Annotated in this window: 11 protein-coding genes, 2 pseudogenes and 1 riboswitch; of the genes and pseudogenes, 5 read left to right on the top strand and 8 right to left on the bottom strand. The window is 61.3% G+C overall.

From position 1 onward, the window contains the following. Nucleotides 1–46: 46 nt before the first annotated feature. Complete coding sequence (locus JCM25146_RS09230; RefSeq protein WP_025827493.1) at nucleotides 47–2728, top strand: AAA family ATPase; 2682 nt, start codon at nucleotides 47–49, stop codon at nucleotides 2726–2728. On the opposite strand, the gene JCM25146_RS09225 is transcribed toward JCM25146_RS09230, so the two are convergent. After that, nucleotides 2729–4189: a carbohydrate porin gene (locus JCM25146_RS09225; protein WP_025827491.1), complete on the bottom strand. Its 1461-nt coding sequence runs from the start codon at nucleotides 4187–4189 to the stop codon at nucleotides 2729–2731. 213 nt (nucleotides 4190–4402) lie between these two features. Between JCM25146_RS09225 and moaB the strand changes: the two genes are divergently transcribed. Next, on the top strand, nucleotides 4403–4957 hold the full coding sequence (moaB, locus tag JCM25146_RS09220; protein WP_025827489.1) for a molybdenum cofactor biosynthesis protein B: 555 nt from the start codon (nucleotides 4403–4405) through the stop codon (nucleotides 4955–4957). After that, complete coding sequence (locus tag JCM25146_RS09215) at nucleotides 4950–5528, top strand: DJ-1/PfpI family protein (RefSeq protein WP_025827488.1); 579 nt, start codon at nucleotides 4950–4952, stop codon at nucleotides 5526–5528. The genes moaB and JCM25146_RS09215 overlap by 8 nt, the downstream gene beginning before the upstream one ends. An 84-nt stretch (nucleotides 5529–5612) precedes the next feature. Here the strand turns inward: JCM25146_RS09215 and folE are convergent. Both folE and apaG read right to left on the bottom strand, forming a co-directional pair. Next, nucleotides 5613–6220: pseudogene (gene folE, locus JCM25146_RS18465) on the bottom strand (GTP cyclohydrolase I FolE). Nucleotides 6221–6238: 18 nt separating this feature from the next. Continuing rightward, nucleotides 6239–6598, bottom strand: a complete 360-nt coding sequence (gene apaG / locus JCM25146_RS18460) for a Co2+/Mg2+ efflux protein ApaG (protein ID WP_242401031.1) — start codon at nucleotides 6596–6598, stop codon at nucleotides 6239–6241. Between the two features lie 130 nt (nucleotides 6599–6728). On the opposite strand from apaG, the gene JCM25146_RS09200 reads away from it, so the two are divergent. Then, on the top strand, nucleotides 6729–6941 hold the full coding sequence (locus JCM25146_RS09200; protein WP_025827486.1) for a hypothetical protein: 213 nt from the start codon (nucleotides 6729–6731) through the stop codon (nucleotides 6939–6941). Here JCM25146_RS09200 and metZ read toward each other — a convergent pair. The 4 genes from metZ to JCM25146_RS09180 form a co-directional block, all read right to left on the bottom strand. Then, complete coding sequence (gene metZ, locus JCM25146_RS09195; RefSeq protein ID WP_025827484.1) at nucleotides 6928–8136, bottom strand: O-succinylhomoserine sulfhydrylase; 1209 nt, start codon at nucleotides 8134–8136, stop codon at nucleotides 6928–6930. The two genes, JCM25146_RS09200 and metZ, sit on opposite strands and share 14 nt — an antisense overlap. Before the next feature lie 115 nt (nucleotides 8137–8251). After that, nucleotides 8252–8331: riboswitch (SAM riboswitch) on the bottom strand. A gap of 109 nt (nucleotides 8332–8440) precedes the next feature. Continuing rightward, nucleotides 8441–9424 (bottom strand): 8-oxo-dGTP diphosphatase MutT, encoded by a 984-nt coding sequence (mutT, locus tag JCM25146_RS24535; protein WP_025827482.1) that lies wholly within the window; start codon nucleotides 9422–9424, stop codon nucleotides 8441–8443. Beyond that, nucleotides 9417–10523 carry an aromatic ring-hydroxylating oxygenase subunit alpha gene (locus JCM25146_RS09185; RefSeq protein ID WP_025827480.1) on the bottom strand — a complete coding sequence of 369 codons (1107 nt, stop codon included), beginning with the start codon at nucleotides 10521–10523 and terminating at the stop codon, nucleotides 9417–9419. Before JCM25146_RS09185 ends, mutT begins: the two co-directional genes overlap by 8 nt. 114 nt (nucleotides 10524–10637) lie before the next feature. Further along, complete coding sequence (locus JCM25146_RS09180) at nucleotides 10638–11507, bottom strand: ATP-binding protein (protein ID WP_025827478.1); 870 nt, start codon at nucleotides 11505–11507, stop codon at nucleotides 10638–10640. Between the two features lie 130 nt (nucleotides 11508–11637). Between JCM25146_RS09180 and yajC the strand changes: the two genes are divergently transcribed. Further along, nucleotides 11638–11982: a preprotein translocase subunit YajC gene (gene yajC / locus JCM25146_RS18455; protein WP_035372311.1), complete on the top strand. Its 345-nt coding sequence runs from the start codon at nucleotides 11638–11640 to the stop codon at nucleotides 11980–11982. A gap of 25 nt (nucleotides 11983–12007) precedes the next feature. Here the strand turns inward: yajC and JCM25146_RS18450 are convergent. Then, nucleotides 12008–14180 (bottom strand): annotated as a pseudogene (locus tag JCM25146_RS18450) (primosomal protein N'). Nucleotides 14181–14253 lie beyond the last annotated feature (73 nt).

Raw genomic sequence — 14253 nt, 5'->3', positions numbered from 1 at the left:
TGCAAAGGCTCTTTCTGCTCTGGGGTGACGTGCGGAGGGCGCAGCCATGATTCTGACGGATATCCAGCTTGAAGCCGTGCGCCGCTTTACCTCGCCCATTCGGGTGGAAGGGCTGGGGCCGGGGTTGAACGTACTGGCCGCCCCGAACGAAGCGGGCAAATCCACGGTGCTCATGGCGCTGCGGGCAGCACTCACACTCCGGCATGGTTCCAAGGCGCAACCGGTCCGTGACCTGCTGCCCTATGGCGGGGGCTCGCCCCATGTTGGCGTTGGTTTTACGTGGAACAATCAGTCCTGCTGGCTGGAAAAGAAGTTTGGCAACGGCAAGCTCGCACGCCTTGATCTGGGGGCCGAGCGCTTTGATGGGGACGAAGCGGAGGAGCGGCTGCAAGCCCTGTTTGAGCTGGAAAAAGTCAGCAAGGGCGAGGCCGCAGGTCTGTGGAACGCCCTGCTGGTGGCGCAGGGTGAGAGCTTTGCCCAGCCTGCGCTGCAAGGTGCCGGGCGGAGCAGCCTGCAAGCATGCCTGCAACAGGGCCTACAGGGCGTAACAGGCACGGCCGAGGCCAGCGCTATGCTGGCACTGGTACGTAGGCAGCTTGCCCAGTATCAGACTGCGGCCACAGGTAAAACCACAGGCCGTTTAAAACAGGTGCAGGAGGAGAGCGCACAGGCGCAGGCGCAGGTTGCAGCACTTGCGGCACGTAAGGAGGCATTGCGTGAAGATATTCACGCGCTGGAGCAGATCCGCCGCACACTGGCCGAGAGCGAAAACCCCGAACGCCGCAGGCAGGAGGAGGAAAAACTGCTCATGCTCAGGCAAAAGCGCGACCAGTTGCGCGCTCTGGCGGATCAGGAGCAGCTTGCGCAAACACAGCTGCACGCAGCGGGGCAGGCCCTCCAGTATGCGCAGGCCGAGCAGGAGCGCCGACACACCCACCGGGCGGAAATTGCCCGGCTGGAGCAGGCTCTGGCGGAGGGGCAACGCACCCGGAGCGAACTGGAGCGCCTAGCGCGGGAGGCAGATCAGGCGTTGGTGCAGGCACAGGCCCGGCTGGCGGCAGCCACGGAGCAGCACCAACAGGCCCGTGCCGTGCTGGCTCGTGTTGTGCTGTTTGCTGCACTGGCTCAGACCCGGCAGAGTGTTGCGCGCGAACGTGCAGCGTTTGAGCGCGCGCAGGCGGCCCACGCAAAGCTGGAAAAAGCACAGGCTAGCCTGCAGGTCATGCGCGTGGATGGGGCTTTTATGCGGCGTCTGGCCAAAGCCGTGCAGGCTTTGCAGCAGGCACAGGCCCATATGCATGCGCAGGCCACACGCTTTGTGGCGCAACTGGAACCCGATGCTGCAGGAACGGTCTGGTTGAACGGGCAACCCTGCCCAATAACCCCACAAGCCCTGACAGATGTGGCCGAACTGGTGGTGGATGGTGTGGGCCGCTTTACCATAAGCCCACCCATGCAGCAGCATGCGGCATTGCACAAAGCCCATGCAGCCGCCCAGACAGCTGTGGACGAACTGCTGCGCGAGGTCGGGTGCCACAGCACCGATCAGGCCGAAAGCCAGCATGAGGCTTACCGGCAGATGGAACGTGAGGTGGCGCAGGCCGCAGCCGAGTGCATGGCGCTTTTGTCCGTATCCGATGTCAGCAGCATTGGCCGTGCTCTGGATAGCCAGCGGCAGACCTTGCACGAGCAGGAAGCCCTTCTGGCGCGTGAACAGGCCGCCCTGACACCAGAAGGTGAGGGGATTAGCCCGCAACCGGATATGGATGCGGCCAACAGGCAGGAGCAGGAGCTGCTTGCTGCGGTTGAGGTGGCCCGCCAGTGTGAGCAGTCTGCATCGGACCAGCAGCGTGCGGCACATACCCGGCTGGAGCAGGCTCTGGCTCAGGCCATGCAACAGCAGCAGGCATTGCAACGCTGCCAGAGGGAGCTGGATGTGTGGCTCTCGCGTGAGCCGGAGCCGGACCTGCTGGTCCGTATTGCGCAAAGCGGGCAGCAGCAGCAGCAGGCGCAGGAGGCACTGGAGCGCATTGCACAGACCCGCCAGCAGGAGGAGCCTCTGGCCGTGGTGGAGCAGGGGATTCTGCGGCGTGAGCAGGGCATGGAGCACGCGCGCGAGCAGGTTAAAACCCTGTCCATGAACCTGCGGGAGCGCGAAACACGCATCCGTCAGGCGGAAGGGGAAGGGCTGGACGAGCAACTTGCCAGCGCGCAGCGCCATGCCACGCGCCTACAGGGTGAGCAGGCTGCCTGCGAGCGCGAGCGCGCAGCCCTTGCCTTGCTGGAGAGCACACTGCTCAAGGCCGAAACTACACAGACCGAGCGGTATCTCGCCCCGCTGGTGCAGGCTATGCAACCGGCTTTTTCTGCCCTGTTCCGCGGTGTTGCGCTGGAGATGGATACGCAGTTCGCCCTGACCGGCTTAACCCGCCAGCGCGCGGAGGAGGTCAAGGACCTGTCCGATGGAACACGCGAGCAGATTGCTGTTCTGGTACGGCTGGGCTTTGCCGAGCTGCTGCACAAACGCGGCGCACCAGCCATTTTGGTGTTGGATGATGCGCTGAGTTTTTCGGACTCCCAAAGGCTGGAAACCCTGTTTGACGTTCTGTCCGACGCAGCAACGCGGTTGCAGATCATTCTGCTCACCTGCCACGCCGAGCAGTTTGCCCCTCTGCGGGGCAGGCTGCTGAGCCTGCGCCCGATGGAGCATTTTACGCCCCCGCGTTAATTACAGAACCGCGTTGAACTGCAACCCCATAACGGCGGCATCGTGGAAGACGGTGCTGCCGCCGGGGCGGTTGATGTACTGGAAGTCCGGCTGCAACGAAATGCCGGGAGCCACATGGGCGTTATAGAACACTTCGTAAATATTTTCGTGCGACTGAATACCCCATACCTTGCCCCACTGGTTGGCGGGGAAGGGGACACCGGCCATGCTTGCGGCTTCCTGCTGCAAGGTTGAGGCGCGGCTCATCAGCTCCCACTGGTACATGACCCCTACGCTATCCATCGGGCGGCCCCATTTGGCCCCGGTTTCTACCATGCCAGCCCAGATATGGTGGGACATGGCGGTGGTGTGCCCGTCGGCCCACATCCAGCCTGCCAGAGCGATCAGGCCGTTGGTTGGGCCATCACCGTTGCGCATCAGCATCTGGTCGGCCATCACCCATGCGCTTGCACGGCCTGCACGGTAGCGGGCAGGTCTGCCGCTGGTGATCCACGCATTGCCCTGCCCATCTTCCAAAAGGTCGGGGTAGCTGGAGTTATCGTAGCCAAAACCGGCTTTGTAGTGCCCGTTCAGGTGGTTTTTGCCAAACTTGGGCAGCCAGCCCACTTCCACGGGGGAGGAGAACTTGCCCAGACCATCCTGCGCCCATGCCCAGCCCGAAATGCCACCGTTGAAGGAATGGGGGGAGACGGCAAACAGCGCCCCCATGATGTAGGTCTCGCTCGTGGGCATGACACGGGCCACAAACCCGAGGTTGCCCGATGGCCAGTCACGTGACCCTTCCGTGTATTTGGTGGGGGCGGGGTTACCGCACATGGCCACGTTCATATACATGCAGAACAGAGGGGAGGCGGCAAAAAAGCTGCCCGGCGGAATCCAGCCCGCGCTGATATCCAGATGGTTATGCAAAAAGGATTTTTCGGCATACAGGTACACAAGGTGAGCAACCACGTTGCCGCGTGCGCCATAAATCTGCTGCACGCCGCCAATGGAGTCTCCAATATAGTCCGTGCTCAGGTTCCGTCCGTGGCCGTTGACGACCATCATATGGGTCCAGAAGTTCTTGAACAGGTCCGTGTTGGTCAGCTTGCCCCAGTCCACGTCCAGCTCAACACCAACCTGGCCTGCATTGGTCACGCCCTGCTTGCGGCCACCACGGAAGTTGCCTGCCAGTTCTTCATGCACATCGGCCAGGATATGAATGCCATGGCTGAGCAGCCATGGCTGCGCGCCGCCCCAGTCGCCAAAAAAATGGTCCTTGCCGTAGGGGGCGGCAAACAGGGGGCCGGGGTCCTCGACCAGATTGGCCTCGTTATCAACTTCCAGACTGGGTAAAAGACCAATAGAACTGTTGCCGCCGGGCAGAAGCTGCGCCCGTGCAGGCAGCGCCACAGCCAGAAGAGGGAAAAGAACGGCAAAAAGCCAGAGGGTGCGAAAAGGAAAAAAAATACGTTTGGTCATGATCCCAATTTTGTTGTCTTTGGATTGGTCTTTTGCGCGAGCGCCAAGATCAATCATGGTTTATCGGGGTGGAACAACCCCGGTGTTTAAATGTTTTTTAGGTTTGTGCAGACAAAAGGTTGCCTAGATGTGGCTATTTTCTGCCCCAGATGGCTATTATTCATTTCTCTGATGCGTTTTTGCATCATACTTGCGGAGATATAACAGTCAGCCATGTCCAGAATTGATACAAACAGACCGTTTCTGCCCGTGCGTATTGCTGTCATGACTGTTTCGGATTCGCGCACGCTGGAGACGGACACATCCGGCGCAGCCCTTGTCGCACGGATCGAGGGCGCAGGGCACAGCGTTGCCGCCCGCACCATTGTCTCTGACGACGCGGACCTGATTGCAGCACAGCTTGGCGCATGGATTGCCGACCCGCTGGTGGATGTGGTCATCACCAACGGTGGCACAGGCGTGACCGGCCGCGACGTGACACCAGAGGCGTTCGAGCGGGTTATGGAAAAGCGGATTGAAGGATTTGGCGAGCTTTTTCGTATGCTGTCCTACCAGAAGATCGGCACATCCACCATTCAGTCCCGCGCTGTTGCGGGTGTTGCGGGCGGGACATACCTGTTCGCACTCCCCGGATCGACAGGTGCGGTCAAGGAAGGCTGGGACGATATTCTGGTGTTCCAGCTTGATAGCCGCCACCGTCCCTGCAACTTTGTGGAACTGATGCCCCGCCTGCGTGAAGGGCTGAAGGAGAGCACACACCATGACTGATGATGTCAAACTGCTGATGCTGGCCGGAGATTACGTGGAGGACTATGAGATCATGGTCCCCTATCAGGCTCTGTCCATGCTGGGCTACCGGGTTGATGTTGTCTGCCCGGACAAGAAGGCGGGCGACAAGGTCCTGACCGCGATCCATGACTTTGAGGGCGCGCAGACCTACAGCGAAAAACCCGGCCATGCCTTTACGCTGACTGCGGATTTTGATGCGATCGATACGGACGAATATCTGGGCCTTATTGTCCCCGGTGGCCGTGCACCTGAATATCTGCGTCTCAACCCGCGTGTTATCGAGATTGTGCGTGCCTTTGCGGACCGGCCCATGGCCGCCATCTGCCATGGTGCGCAGTTGCTGGCCGCAGCCGGGGTTATCAAGGGGCGCACTGTATCGGCTTATCCTGCATGCAGGCCGGAGGTGGAACTCGCAGGTGGCACCTATGCCGATATTGCTGTGACAGAAGCGGTAACGGACGGAGAACTGGTGAGTGCCCCCGCATGGCCTGCACACCCTGCATGGCTTGCCCAGTTCCTTAAGGTGCTTGGCGCCAACATCAGCATTTAACCCCATCTAGCGCGCCCCTGTATTATGGGGGAGCGCTGGGGGAGGCCCCCGGTAGCCAGTGTGGCACCGGGGTATTTGCGTGGCTTAGTAGTCGCTTACGGCAGGGCGGCTGAGCATGGCCATCAGCTCACGCCGTGTGTCCGAATTATCGCGGAAAACGCCAAGCATGGTGCTGGTCACCATGGATACACCGGGTTTATGCACGCCGCGTGTTGTCATGCATTCATGCGCGGATTCAAGAATAACCGCCACGCCGTGAGGCTCTAGCTCGTCATTGATGGTGTTGGCGATCTGGGCCGTCATGCGTTCCTGAATCTGGAGGCGGCGGGCATAGGCATCCACCACACGGGCCAGTTTGGAAATGCCCACAACCCGCTGGCGTGGCAGGTAGGCGACATGGGCGCGGCCAATAATGGGGGCCAGATGGTGCTCGCAGTGGCTTTCAAACCGGATGTCACGCAGCAGCACAATCTCGTCATACCCATCCACTTCGGAAAAAGTCCGGCGCAGCAGGTTGGCGGGATCAATCTCATACCCCGAAAAAAGTCGGTGTACGCGCGTGCAACGCGGGCTGGCGTGTCCAGCAGACCTTCACGCGTTGGGTCATCCCCCGCCCAGCGCAGCAGGGTGCGCACGGCCTGTTCGGCCTCTTTTTGGGTGGGGCGGTCCGTGTTGTGCTCAGGCACGCTCATGCCGGTCTCCTGCTTTGGTTATTGGAGCTGGTGGTTCTGGAAGGGGCTGTCCAGGCTGAAGGCGGGAATGACGGCATCAAACCGTGTTTTGTCCGTGGTGGTCTGCAACAGGTAAGACCCGCGCATGAACCCACCGGGCGTGGAAAGGGATGCACCGGACGTATATTCGTAAAGAGTGCCGGGCTGAATAATCGGCTGTTCACCCACCACACCCTCGCCATGGACATATTCGGTCCGGCCGGATGTGTCGGTAATATGCCATGTCCGCTCCAGCAGTTGCACCGGGCGGACGGTGTCGTTGCCAATGCGGATACGGTAAACCCAGCAGTAACTGTGCTCGTCTGGTTCGGACTGGTCGGGTAGCCAGAAGACCTGCACCTGAACGCGAATACCTCTGTAATGGCCTCGTACACCGGAAGTGGCGAAAACAGGTCGTTCAGAGCATCTTCCGGGGATTGTGCAAAGGGGGCAACGGCCCAGTCGGCCATGAGTCTCCAGCTCCTGCAAAATGGAAAAAGGTTCGGCCCAGATCAGCCGTTCCGTGCGCCAGGTCCGCATTGGATGCGAAGAGGGAGCCAGTATCATGAACATGGGGGTTGTGCAAAGCGCGATCCGCCATGCTGCACATGGGGTACGTCCTGCGTGGTGGTGGCCCGAGCCGGGCTTACGCTGGCTCGGGCGCACACTGTACGCAGGTTATGGAGTTTTTACAGCGCCTTGAGAGCGGCAACACCACGTGCAAGGTCGTCTATCAGGTCCGCACTGTCCTCCAGCCCGACAGAAAAGCGGATGGCACCATCGGTAATGCCAAGGGCTGCCCGTTCTTCGGGGCTGATCTTGGAATGGGTGGTGGTGGCCGGGTGCGTGACCAGCGAGCGGGAATCGCCCAGATTGTTGGAAATGGCGATCAGTTCCAGCGCGTTCATAAAGGCGAAGGCCTCTTTCTGCCCGCCCTCGACCACAAACGCCACCAGTGTGCCGTTGCCGCTCATCTGGCGCTGGGCCAGTTCGTACTGCGGGTGGTCCTTGCGGCCGGGGTAGCGCACCAGTTTGATCCCCGGAGCAGAGGCAAGGTAGTCCGCTACGGCAGCAGCGTTACGGGCCATGGCTTCCACCCGCAGGGACAGGGTTTCCAGCCCTTTAAGCATGACCCACGCATTAAAGGGGGAGAGCGCGTTGCCGGTGTTGCGGGTGAAGGGCTGAAGGGTCTCGGTAATCCAGTCCTTGCGGCCCAGCACGGCCCCACCCAGCACACGGCCCTGACCATCTATGTGTTTGGTACACGAATAGACCACCACATCGGCCCCAAGCTCCAGTGGCTTCTGGAAGATGGGGGAGGCAAACACATTGTCCACGATTACAATGGCCCCGGCCTTGTGGGCCCGCTCGGAAATGGCGGCAATGTCGAGAATATCGAGCATGGGGTTGGACGGGCTTTCCAGCAGCACCGCATCGGTGGGGACGGACAGCGCCTCGTCCCACTGGGTCAGGTCCTCGCCATCCACAAATACGGTTTCCACGCCGTAACGGGGGAGCAGATGGTTGACAATCCAGTGGCAGGATCCAAACAGCGCGCGGGAGGCCACAACGCGCCCGCCAGCCGTTACGTGGGAGAGCAGGGCGGACGATACAGCCCCCATGCCTGTGGCTGTGGTTACGCAGGCCTCGGCCCCTTCCAGGTCGGCAAGGCGGTTTTCAAGCGCTGCTGTGGTGGGGTTGCCAAAGCGGCTGTACTGGTAGTGTGTGACCTCACCCGTAAAGGTTTTGGCCGCCTGCTCGGCATTGTCATACACAAAGCCGGAGGTCAGAAAGAGGGCCTCGCTGGTTTCGCCATATTCAGTGCGCTCCAGACCGGCATGGAGCTGACGTGTGGCCGGGCGCCACGCCTTGGGGGAGGAAGTCTGGTTATCACTCATGGGACTAGTATCCGGTTCTTTCGTGCCTGATCCAAACCACGGGGCGTGCGCAGGGTTGCGCTCATCCGCAGGGTTTGGGCTCTCAAATTGACCGTGGAAACCATGACGTCGGATTATGCGCGCCGTCAAAGCCTCTTTAGCGCGTTTTTTTTACCTCGCCGCAAGCCGGCCCAACAAATCACGAGGGAAGGTCTCCGGTTGGAAACATTCTGTGTTCTGGTTAATCCGTGTTCTTATCCTTCGTCAAGAATGTATTTTATGTACGGATTGCCCACATTCTACATATCAGGGTTGTGGTTACGATCTATAATAACGCCTGCAATAGGGGAATAAACGGCAGGTCAGCCTCTGGCATGGCGTAATCGCGCAGGGCGGAGGGGGCGACCCACGCCAGCTTCTGCCCCTCCCGCGCAGTGGGGGTGCCCTGCCAGCGGCGGCAGATGTACAGGGGCATCAGCAGATCAAAGCCGGGGTAGGCGTGGGATGCAAAGGTAAAGGGTGCCAGACAGGCGCGTGCCATATCCAGCCCCAGTTCCTCATGCAGTTCGCGCACAAGGGCCGCCTCGGGTGTTTCTCCCGGCTCTACCTTACCGCCGGGGAACTCCCATAACCCGGCCATGCTTTTGCCCTCCGGCCTGCGGGCGAGCAGAATGTGGCCGCGTGCATCTATCAGTGCTGCTGCACTGACCAGCACAAGCTTGCGGGTGCTCTGGGGGGGAATGGGTGTGGTGCTCATGTCCAGATCGGTCCGGTTGGCTTCCATTATGGCAACAGGTAGTTCCGTACCACGGGCGGTAAACATCTGCCTGTCGGTGCCGCAGTGGCGGAACCCCGCATGTTCAAGCACACGGATGGAGGCGGCATTATCCTGCGCTGCCGTTGCGCGCAGGGCGGTAATGTCCAGATGGGCAAGGGCCCAGCGTGCCATGCGGGTCGCGGCATGGGTGGCAATACCCTGCCCCCAGTAAGGGCGGCCAACCCAGTAGCCCATCATGCCCACGCGCCCCACCTGTGGCAGGGTTTGGATACGCACCCCAATACAGCCCAGAAAAGCCCCACCGGGTGTGGTTATGGCAAAATGGTACCCCTCGCCCCGCGCCTGCATCTGGCAGGTTGAGGCAATCCAGTTATCCGCCAGATCCCGCGGGTAGGGAAAAGGCAGGCGGCTGAGCATGCGCACCACCTCCCAGTCGTTGACGAGGTGGTGCAGGGTGGTTGCATCATCAGGCTGGAGCGGGCGTAACAGATACGGTCCAGCATCCAGCAACAAAGGTCCGGTATCAGGCATGGGACTCGCTGGCAGGGGGAATGCCGCATTCAACCAGAAGAGCCCTGAGTGCGTTGATAACGGGGAAGACTTCCACGTTATGGTCGCCGCCCAGTTCGCGCCACGCGGCTTGCTCCAGTTCCACAATTTCGCGGTCTTCGGCAAAAATCCGCTCGGTAAAGGCTACGAGCAGTGGCCATGCAAGGTCCAGAATACCCGGAATTTTGGGGCGTTTGACCGAGAGCAGGCCAAAGGTCCGGTTGGTCAGTTCATCCGCGCTCTGGGGGGTGTACACAATCCACAGGTCCATGACCGGGTCTTCATCCCCTGTCTGGATACGCAGGGTCTGGTAAGGGTATTCGGTGCGGATGGTCATGACATCGCGGTGCTGGAACTTGTCCGATGCATCGCGCCGCTCGCCAAAAATCAGCGCCTCGCCATATGGTTGCTTACCGCCTGTGCGGGCAAAGCTGTAGCGGGCTTCCACCAGTCCGGGCTCGCGCTTCTGGCCCAGAAAGCGGGGCTTCATCTGCCCCATCTGTTTGGAGTGCATGAACTGGTGGTTCATGTCCATCAGGTTCTCATGCATGAAGCTGTAGTGGCACCCGACCTTGCGGCCAAAATAGCGGGTTTTGTAAGCGGGGTTGTCTGCCTTGGCCAGATGGGGGGCAAGCGGCACGCTCTGGGCTTTCTCCGGGTCACCGGGGAAGACAAAGATCATGCCGTTCTGCTCGCGGCAGGGGAAGGTGCGTACACCGTTGGGCAGCTTGCCCTTGCCCAGATAGGGCACATCAATACACCGGCCAGAGCGGCCATAGGCCCAGCCATGGTAGCAACATTTGACCAAACTGCCCGAGACAACACCCTTGCTGAGTGGCACCTGCCTGTGCGCGCAGCGGTCCTCCAGAGCAAAAACGGGGCCTTCCACCGGGCGCACCAGTGCTATGGGCATGCCTGCGTAGCGGGTGCCTATGGTTTTGCCTGCTTTGAGTTCGCGCGACCATGCGACCGGGTACCAGTAGTCGGGGTTTGAGCGTACCCTGCGTATGTCCGTTGTGCTGTAGCGTGTTTCCGCACCAAAGGATGCATCGTCAGGGCAGGGCGGTACTGTCTGGTTCATGGCGCCTCGAATCAGGGGGACCCCCGCAGCATCGGTGTGATGCTGCCATTTGCGAATGCTATTCTCAACGCATAGGCCTGCGCGATGCAAGACCATAGGGGGCAGTCTGGCAAATTAATGCGCGGCCAGCTCGGCGGTCAGGGCCTCCACAAACTGGTATGCCACACGGCCGGAGCGGCTGCCACGGGTAATGGCCCATTCATTGGCGCGGGCCAGCAGGGCATCGCCAGCAATGGGCAGGTTCCGTGCGCGGGCGTAGGTTTTGACCATATCGGCGTAGGTATCCTGCTCGCAGGCATGGAAGCCAAGCCATAGGCCGAACCGGTCTGAGAGGGAGACTTTTTCCTCCGTGGCCTCGGACGGGTTTATGGCGGTCGCGCGTTCGTTTTCTATCATGTCACGCGGCATCAGGTGGCGGCGGTTGGATGTGGCGTAGAACAGAACATTTTCCGGCCGCCCTGCAATGCCCCCATCCAGCACGGATTTGAGGGCTTTGTAATCGCGGTCCTCCTTCTCAAACGACAGGTCATCGCAGAACAGGATAAAGCGGCGCGGGTTCTCACGCAGCAGGCTGAGCAGGAGTGGCAGGCTGGTCAGGTCTTCGCGCTGGATTTCTATCAGCGCCACCCGGCCCGCACCCGGTGTGCAGGGCCTGCCGTCCACCTGATTGACCAGCGCGTGCGCGCCCTTGACGAGCGATGACTTGCCCATGCCGCGCGCGCCCCACAGCATGGCGTTGTTGGCAGGCAGGCCGTGGGCAAAGTGGCGCGTGTTCTCCAGCAGAATGCGCCGTTGCAGGTCTATGCCCTGTAGCAGGTCAACGGGCACGTGGGCCACATGGGGTATGGGCAGCAGCCGCCCGCGCTCTGGCAGCCACACAAAAGCATCCGCGCCATCCACCCCATCCAGCGTTGCAGGGGGAGGGGAAAGGCGCTCCAGAGCCGAGGCAATACGGTCCAATGTTGGCAGTAGGGTCTGGTCCATCGGTTTTTATTCCTTATTAAGGTCTTTCTGGCGCTCTTTCCCTCGCATGGGAGCTTGACGCGGAGGGATTGAAAATTATGGTCACTTCTTCTGTTTTCGCAACCAGCCATTGTTGAAGGTCTGTAACCTTATGTCCGATTTTCTTATCCCTGCTGCATACGCCCAGACAGCCGGAGGCTCTGGCGGTGTTTCGGGGCTTATGTCCTTCCTGCCGTTTGTGGCTGTGTTTGCCATCATGTATTTTCTGCTCATCCGCCCGCAGCAGCAGCGGCAGAAGCAGCTCAAGTCCGAACTCAAGGCTCTGCGCCGGGGCGACCGGATTGTAACCGCCGGTGGTGTTGTGGGCGTTGTGCAGCGCACCAAGGAAGATTCGAGCGAAGTGGAAGTGGAAATTGCACCCAACGTGCGCGTTATGGTGATGCGTGAGACCATTTCCACCGTGCTGACCAGCACAGCCAAGCCCGCCAACGACTAAGTGCCCAATTAAGGCCTGCGGCAGGTTACAGGAAGGATACGGGGTCTATATCCACCTCAACCCGCATGTGCCTGTCCAGCTGCACCAGTCCCAGCCAGCGGTGCAATATGGGTTGCACCGCAATGTTGCGCCATGTGCGCAGCAGCAGCCTGCGGCGGTGCCGCCCGCGTAGCAGCGCCAGTGGGGCCGGTGCTGGCCCCAGTACCTGAATACCCTCTCCATAAGGTGCCGTGCGGCCAAAGCGGGCGGCGGCCTCGTCCGCGGCCTGTGGGGTGTCCGCGCTGATAATCAGGCCGCCAGCCGCCCGTATGGGGGCCAGAAGCCGGGGCGGCGCTGTTCTGCCTCCTGCTCCATGAACTGGTCAAAATCGCCAGAAAGCAGCGCCTGCATGACCGGATGTTCCGGCGTATAGCTTTGCAGCACAACCCGCCCGGGTGCGGAGGCCCGTCCCGCGCGCCCGGCTACCTGATGCAAAAGCTGGATGGTGCGCTCCCCCGCCCGCAGGTCCGCCCCGCCAAGTCCCAGATCGGCATCCACAATGCCAACAAGTGTCAGATGCGGGAAGTGCCAGCCCTTGGCCACGATCTGTGTGCCAATAATCAGGTCCACCTCGCGGCGGGCAATTTTGGCCACGGCTTCTGCCGTAGCGGCAGGGCCGCCCAGTGTGTCGCTCGACATGACAAGAATACGCGCATCGGGGAAGAGCTGGCGCGCCTCCTCGGTTATGCGCTCGATTCCCGGTCCTATGGCGGTCAGGCTGTGTTCGGTTTTGCAGCTTGGGCAAACGGGGGGCATGGGTTCTGTGTGGTCACAGTAATGGCAGCTTAACACCTGCCGGTTACGGTGCTCTACCAGCCATGCCGTGCAGTGGGGGCATTCCATACGGTGCCCGCATGTGCGGCACAGCGTGAGGGGTGCATACCCACGGCGGTTGAGGAACAGCATGGCCTGCTCCTCCCGCCCCAGAGTGGCAGCTATGTCCTCCACCAGCTTGGGGGAGAGGAACATCCCGCGTTCGGGTGGGGCGTCGCGCATGTCCAGCAGGTGGGTTTGTGGCAAGGATGCGCCGCCATGGCGGGTGGGCAGGACAAGGCGCTGGTAACGCCCGGCCTGTGCATTGGTCAGTGTTTCCAGGCTGGGGGTGGCAGAGACCACAACAACAGGAAAACCTGCCAGCCTGCCGCGCACAACCGCCATGTCCCGCGCGTTGTAAATGACGCCTTCCTCCTGTTTGAACAGGGATTCGTGCTCTTCATCCACAATAATCAGGCCGGGGTTGCAAAACGGCAGGAACAGGGCAGAGCGTGCGCCAACCACTACCGTAACCGATCCGTCGGCAGCGCCCAGCCATGTCTGGCGGCGCGCCTTCTGCCCGATTTCGGAATGCCATACGGCGGGGCGCACGCCAAAGCGGCGGGTAAAGCGCTCCATCCATTGGGCGGACAGCGCAATTTCTGGCAGCAGAACAAGGGCCTGCTGCCCCTGTTCAAGGCAGGCGGCTATGGCTTCAAGGTAGATTTCCGTTTTGCCTGAACCTGTTACCCCTTCAAGCAGGGTAACGGAGAATTTTTTCTCCCGCACGCTCTGGCGCAGGGCTGCGGCGGCATCCTCCTGCGCGCCTTCCAGTGTTGGGGGGTGGTGCAGGGGGTCTGGCTGGGCAAAAGGACGGGCAGGCTCCAGCAGAACCGGGCGTAGCGCTCCAGCATCCGCCAGCCCCTTGACCACACCGGCACTGACCCCGGCGGCACTGGCAATGTCCGTTGTGGTGCGGGGGGTGCCGTCTGCCATAAGTGCCAGTAGCTTTGGCGTGCGGGGGTCATGCGTAATGTGGCCGGGGGCGGGCTCTGCACCACCCAGCCGGTTGCGGGGGCCGGTGCGCTGCCCTTCATGTGCAGGCGCAGGGTCATGGCCAGCACCATACCGGGGGGGGAGAGGGTGTAGGCGGCTACCCAGTCCACAAAATGGCGGAGTTCGGCATTGAGCGGGGGCAGGTCCAGCCGTTCGGCCACGGCGCGCAGGCGGTTGTCTGCAACTGTTTTGTTCGGTGCCGGTTGGGCAAGGTCGGGCGGTAGGGTGCTCTGGCTATCCCATACCACGCCGGTCTGGCGGCGGTTGCCCAGAGGAACGCTGACAATATCCCCCGCCCTGAGTGGCATATCTGCGGGGGCTTTGTAGTCAAACGCTCCGGCAAAGGGCATGGGCAGCAGCACGGGCACGCGCTTGCCTGCGCTGCGGGAGGGGGCATGTCCGGGTCATGCGCATGCGGGGGAG

The sequence above is a fragment of the Acetobacter okinawensis JCM 25146 genome, assembly GCF_000613865.1.
In the GTDB taxonomy this organism is placed as follows: Bacteria; Pseudomonadota; Alphaproteobacteria; order Acetobacterales; family Acetobacteraceae; genus Acetobacter; species Acetobacter okinawensis.
This window is presented reverse-complemented; position numbering and strand designations above follow the sequence as displayed.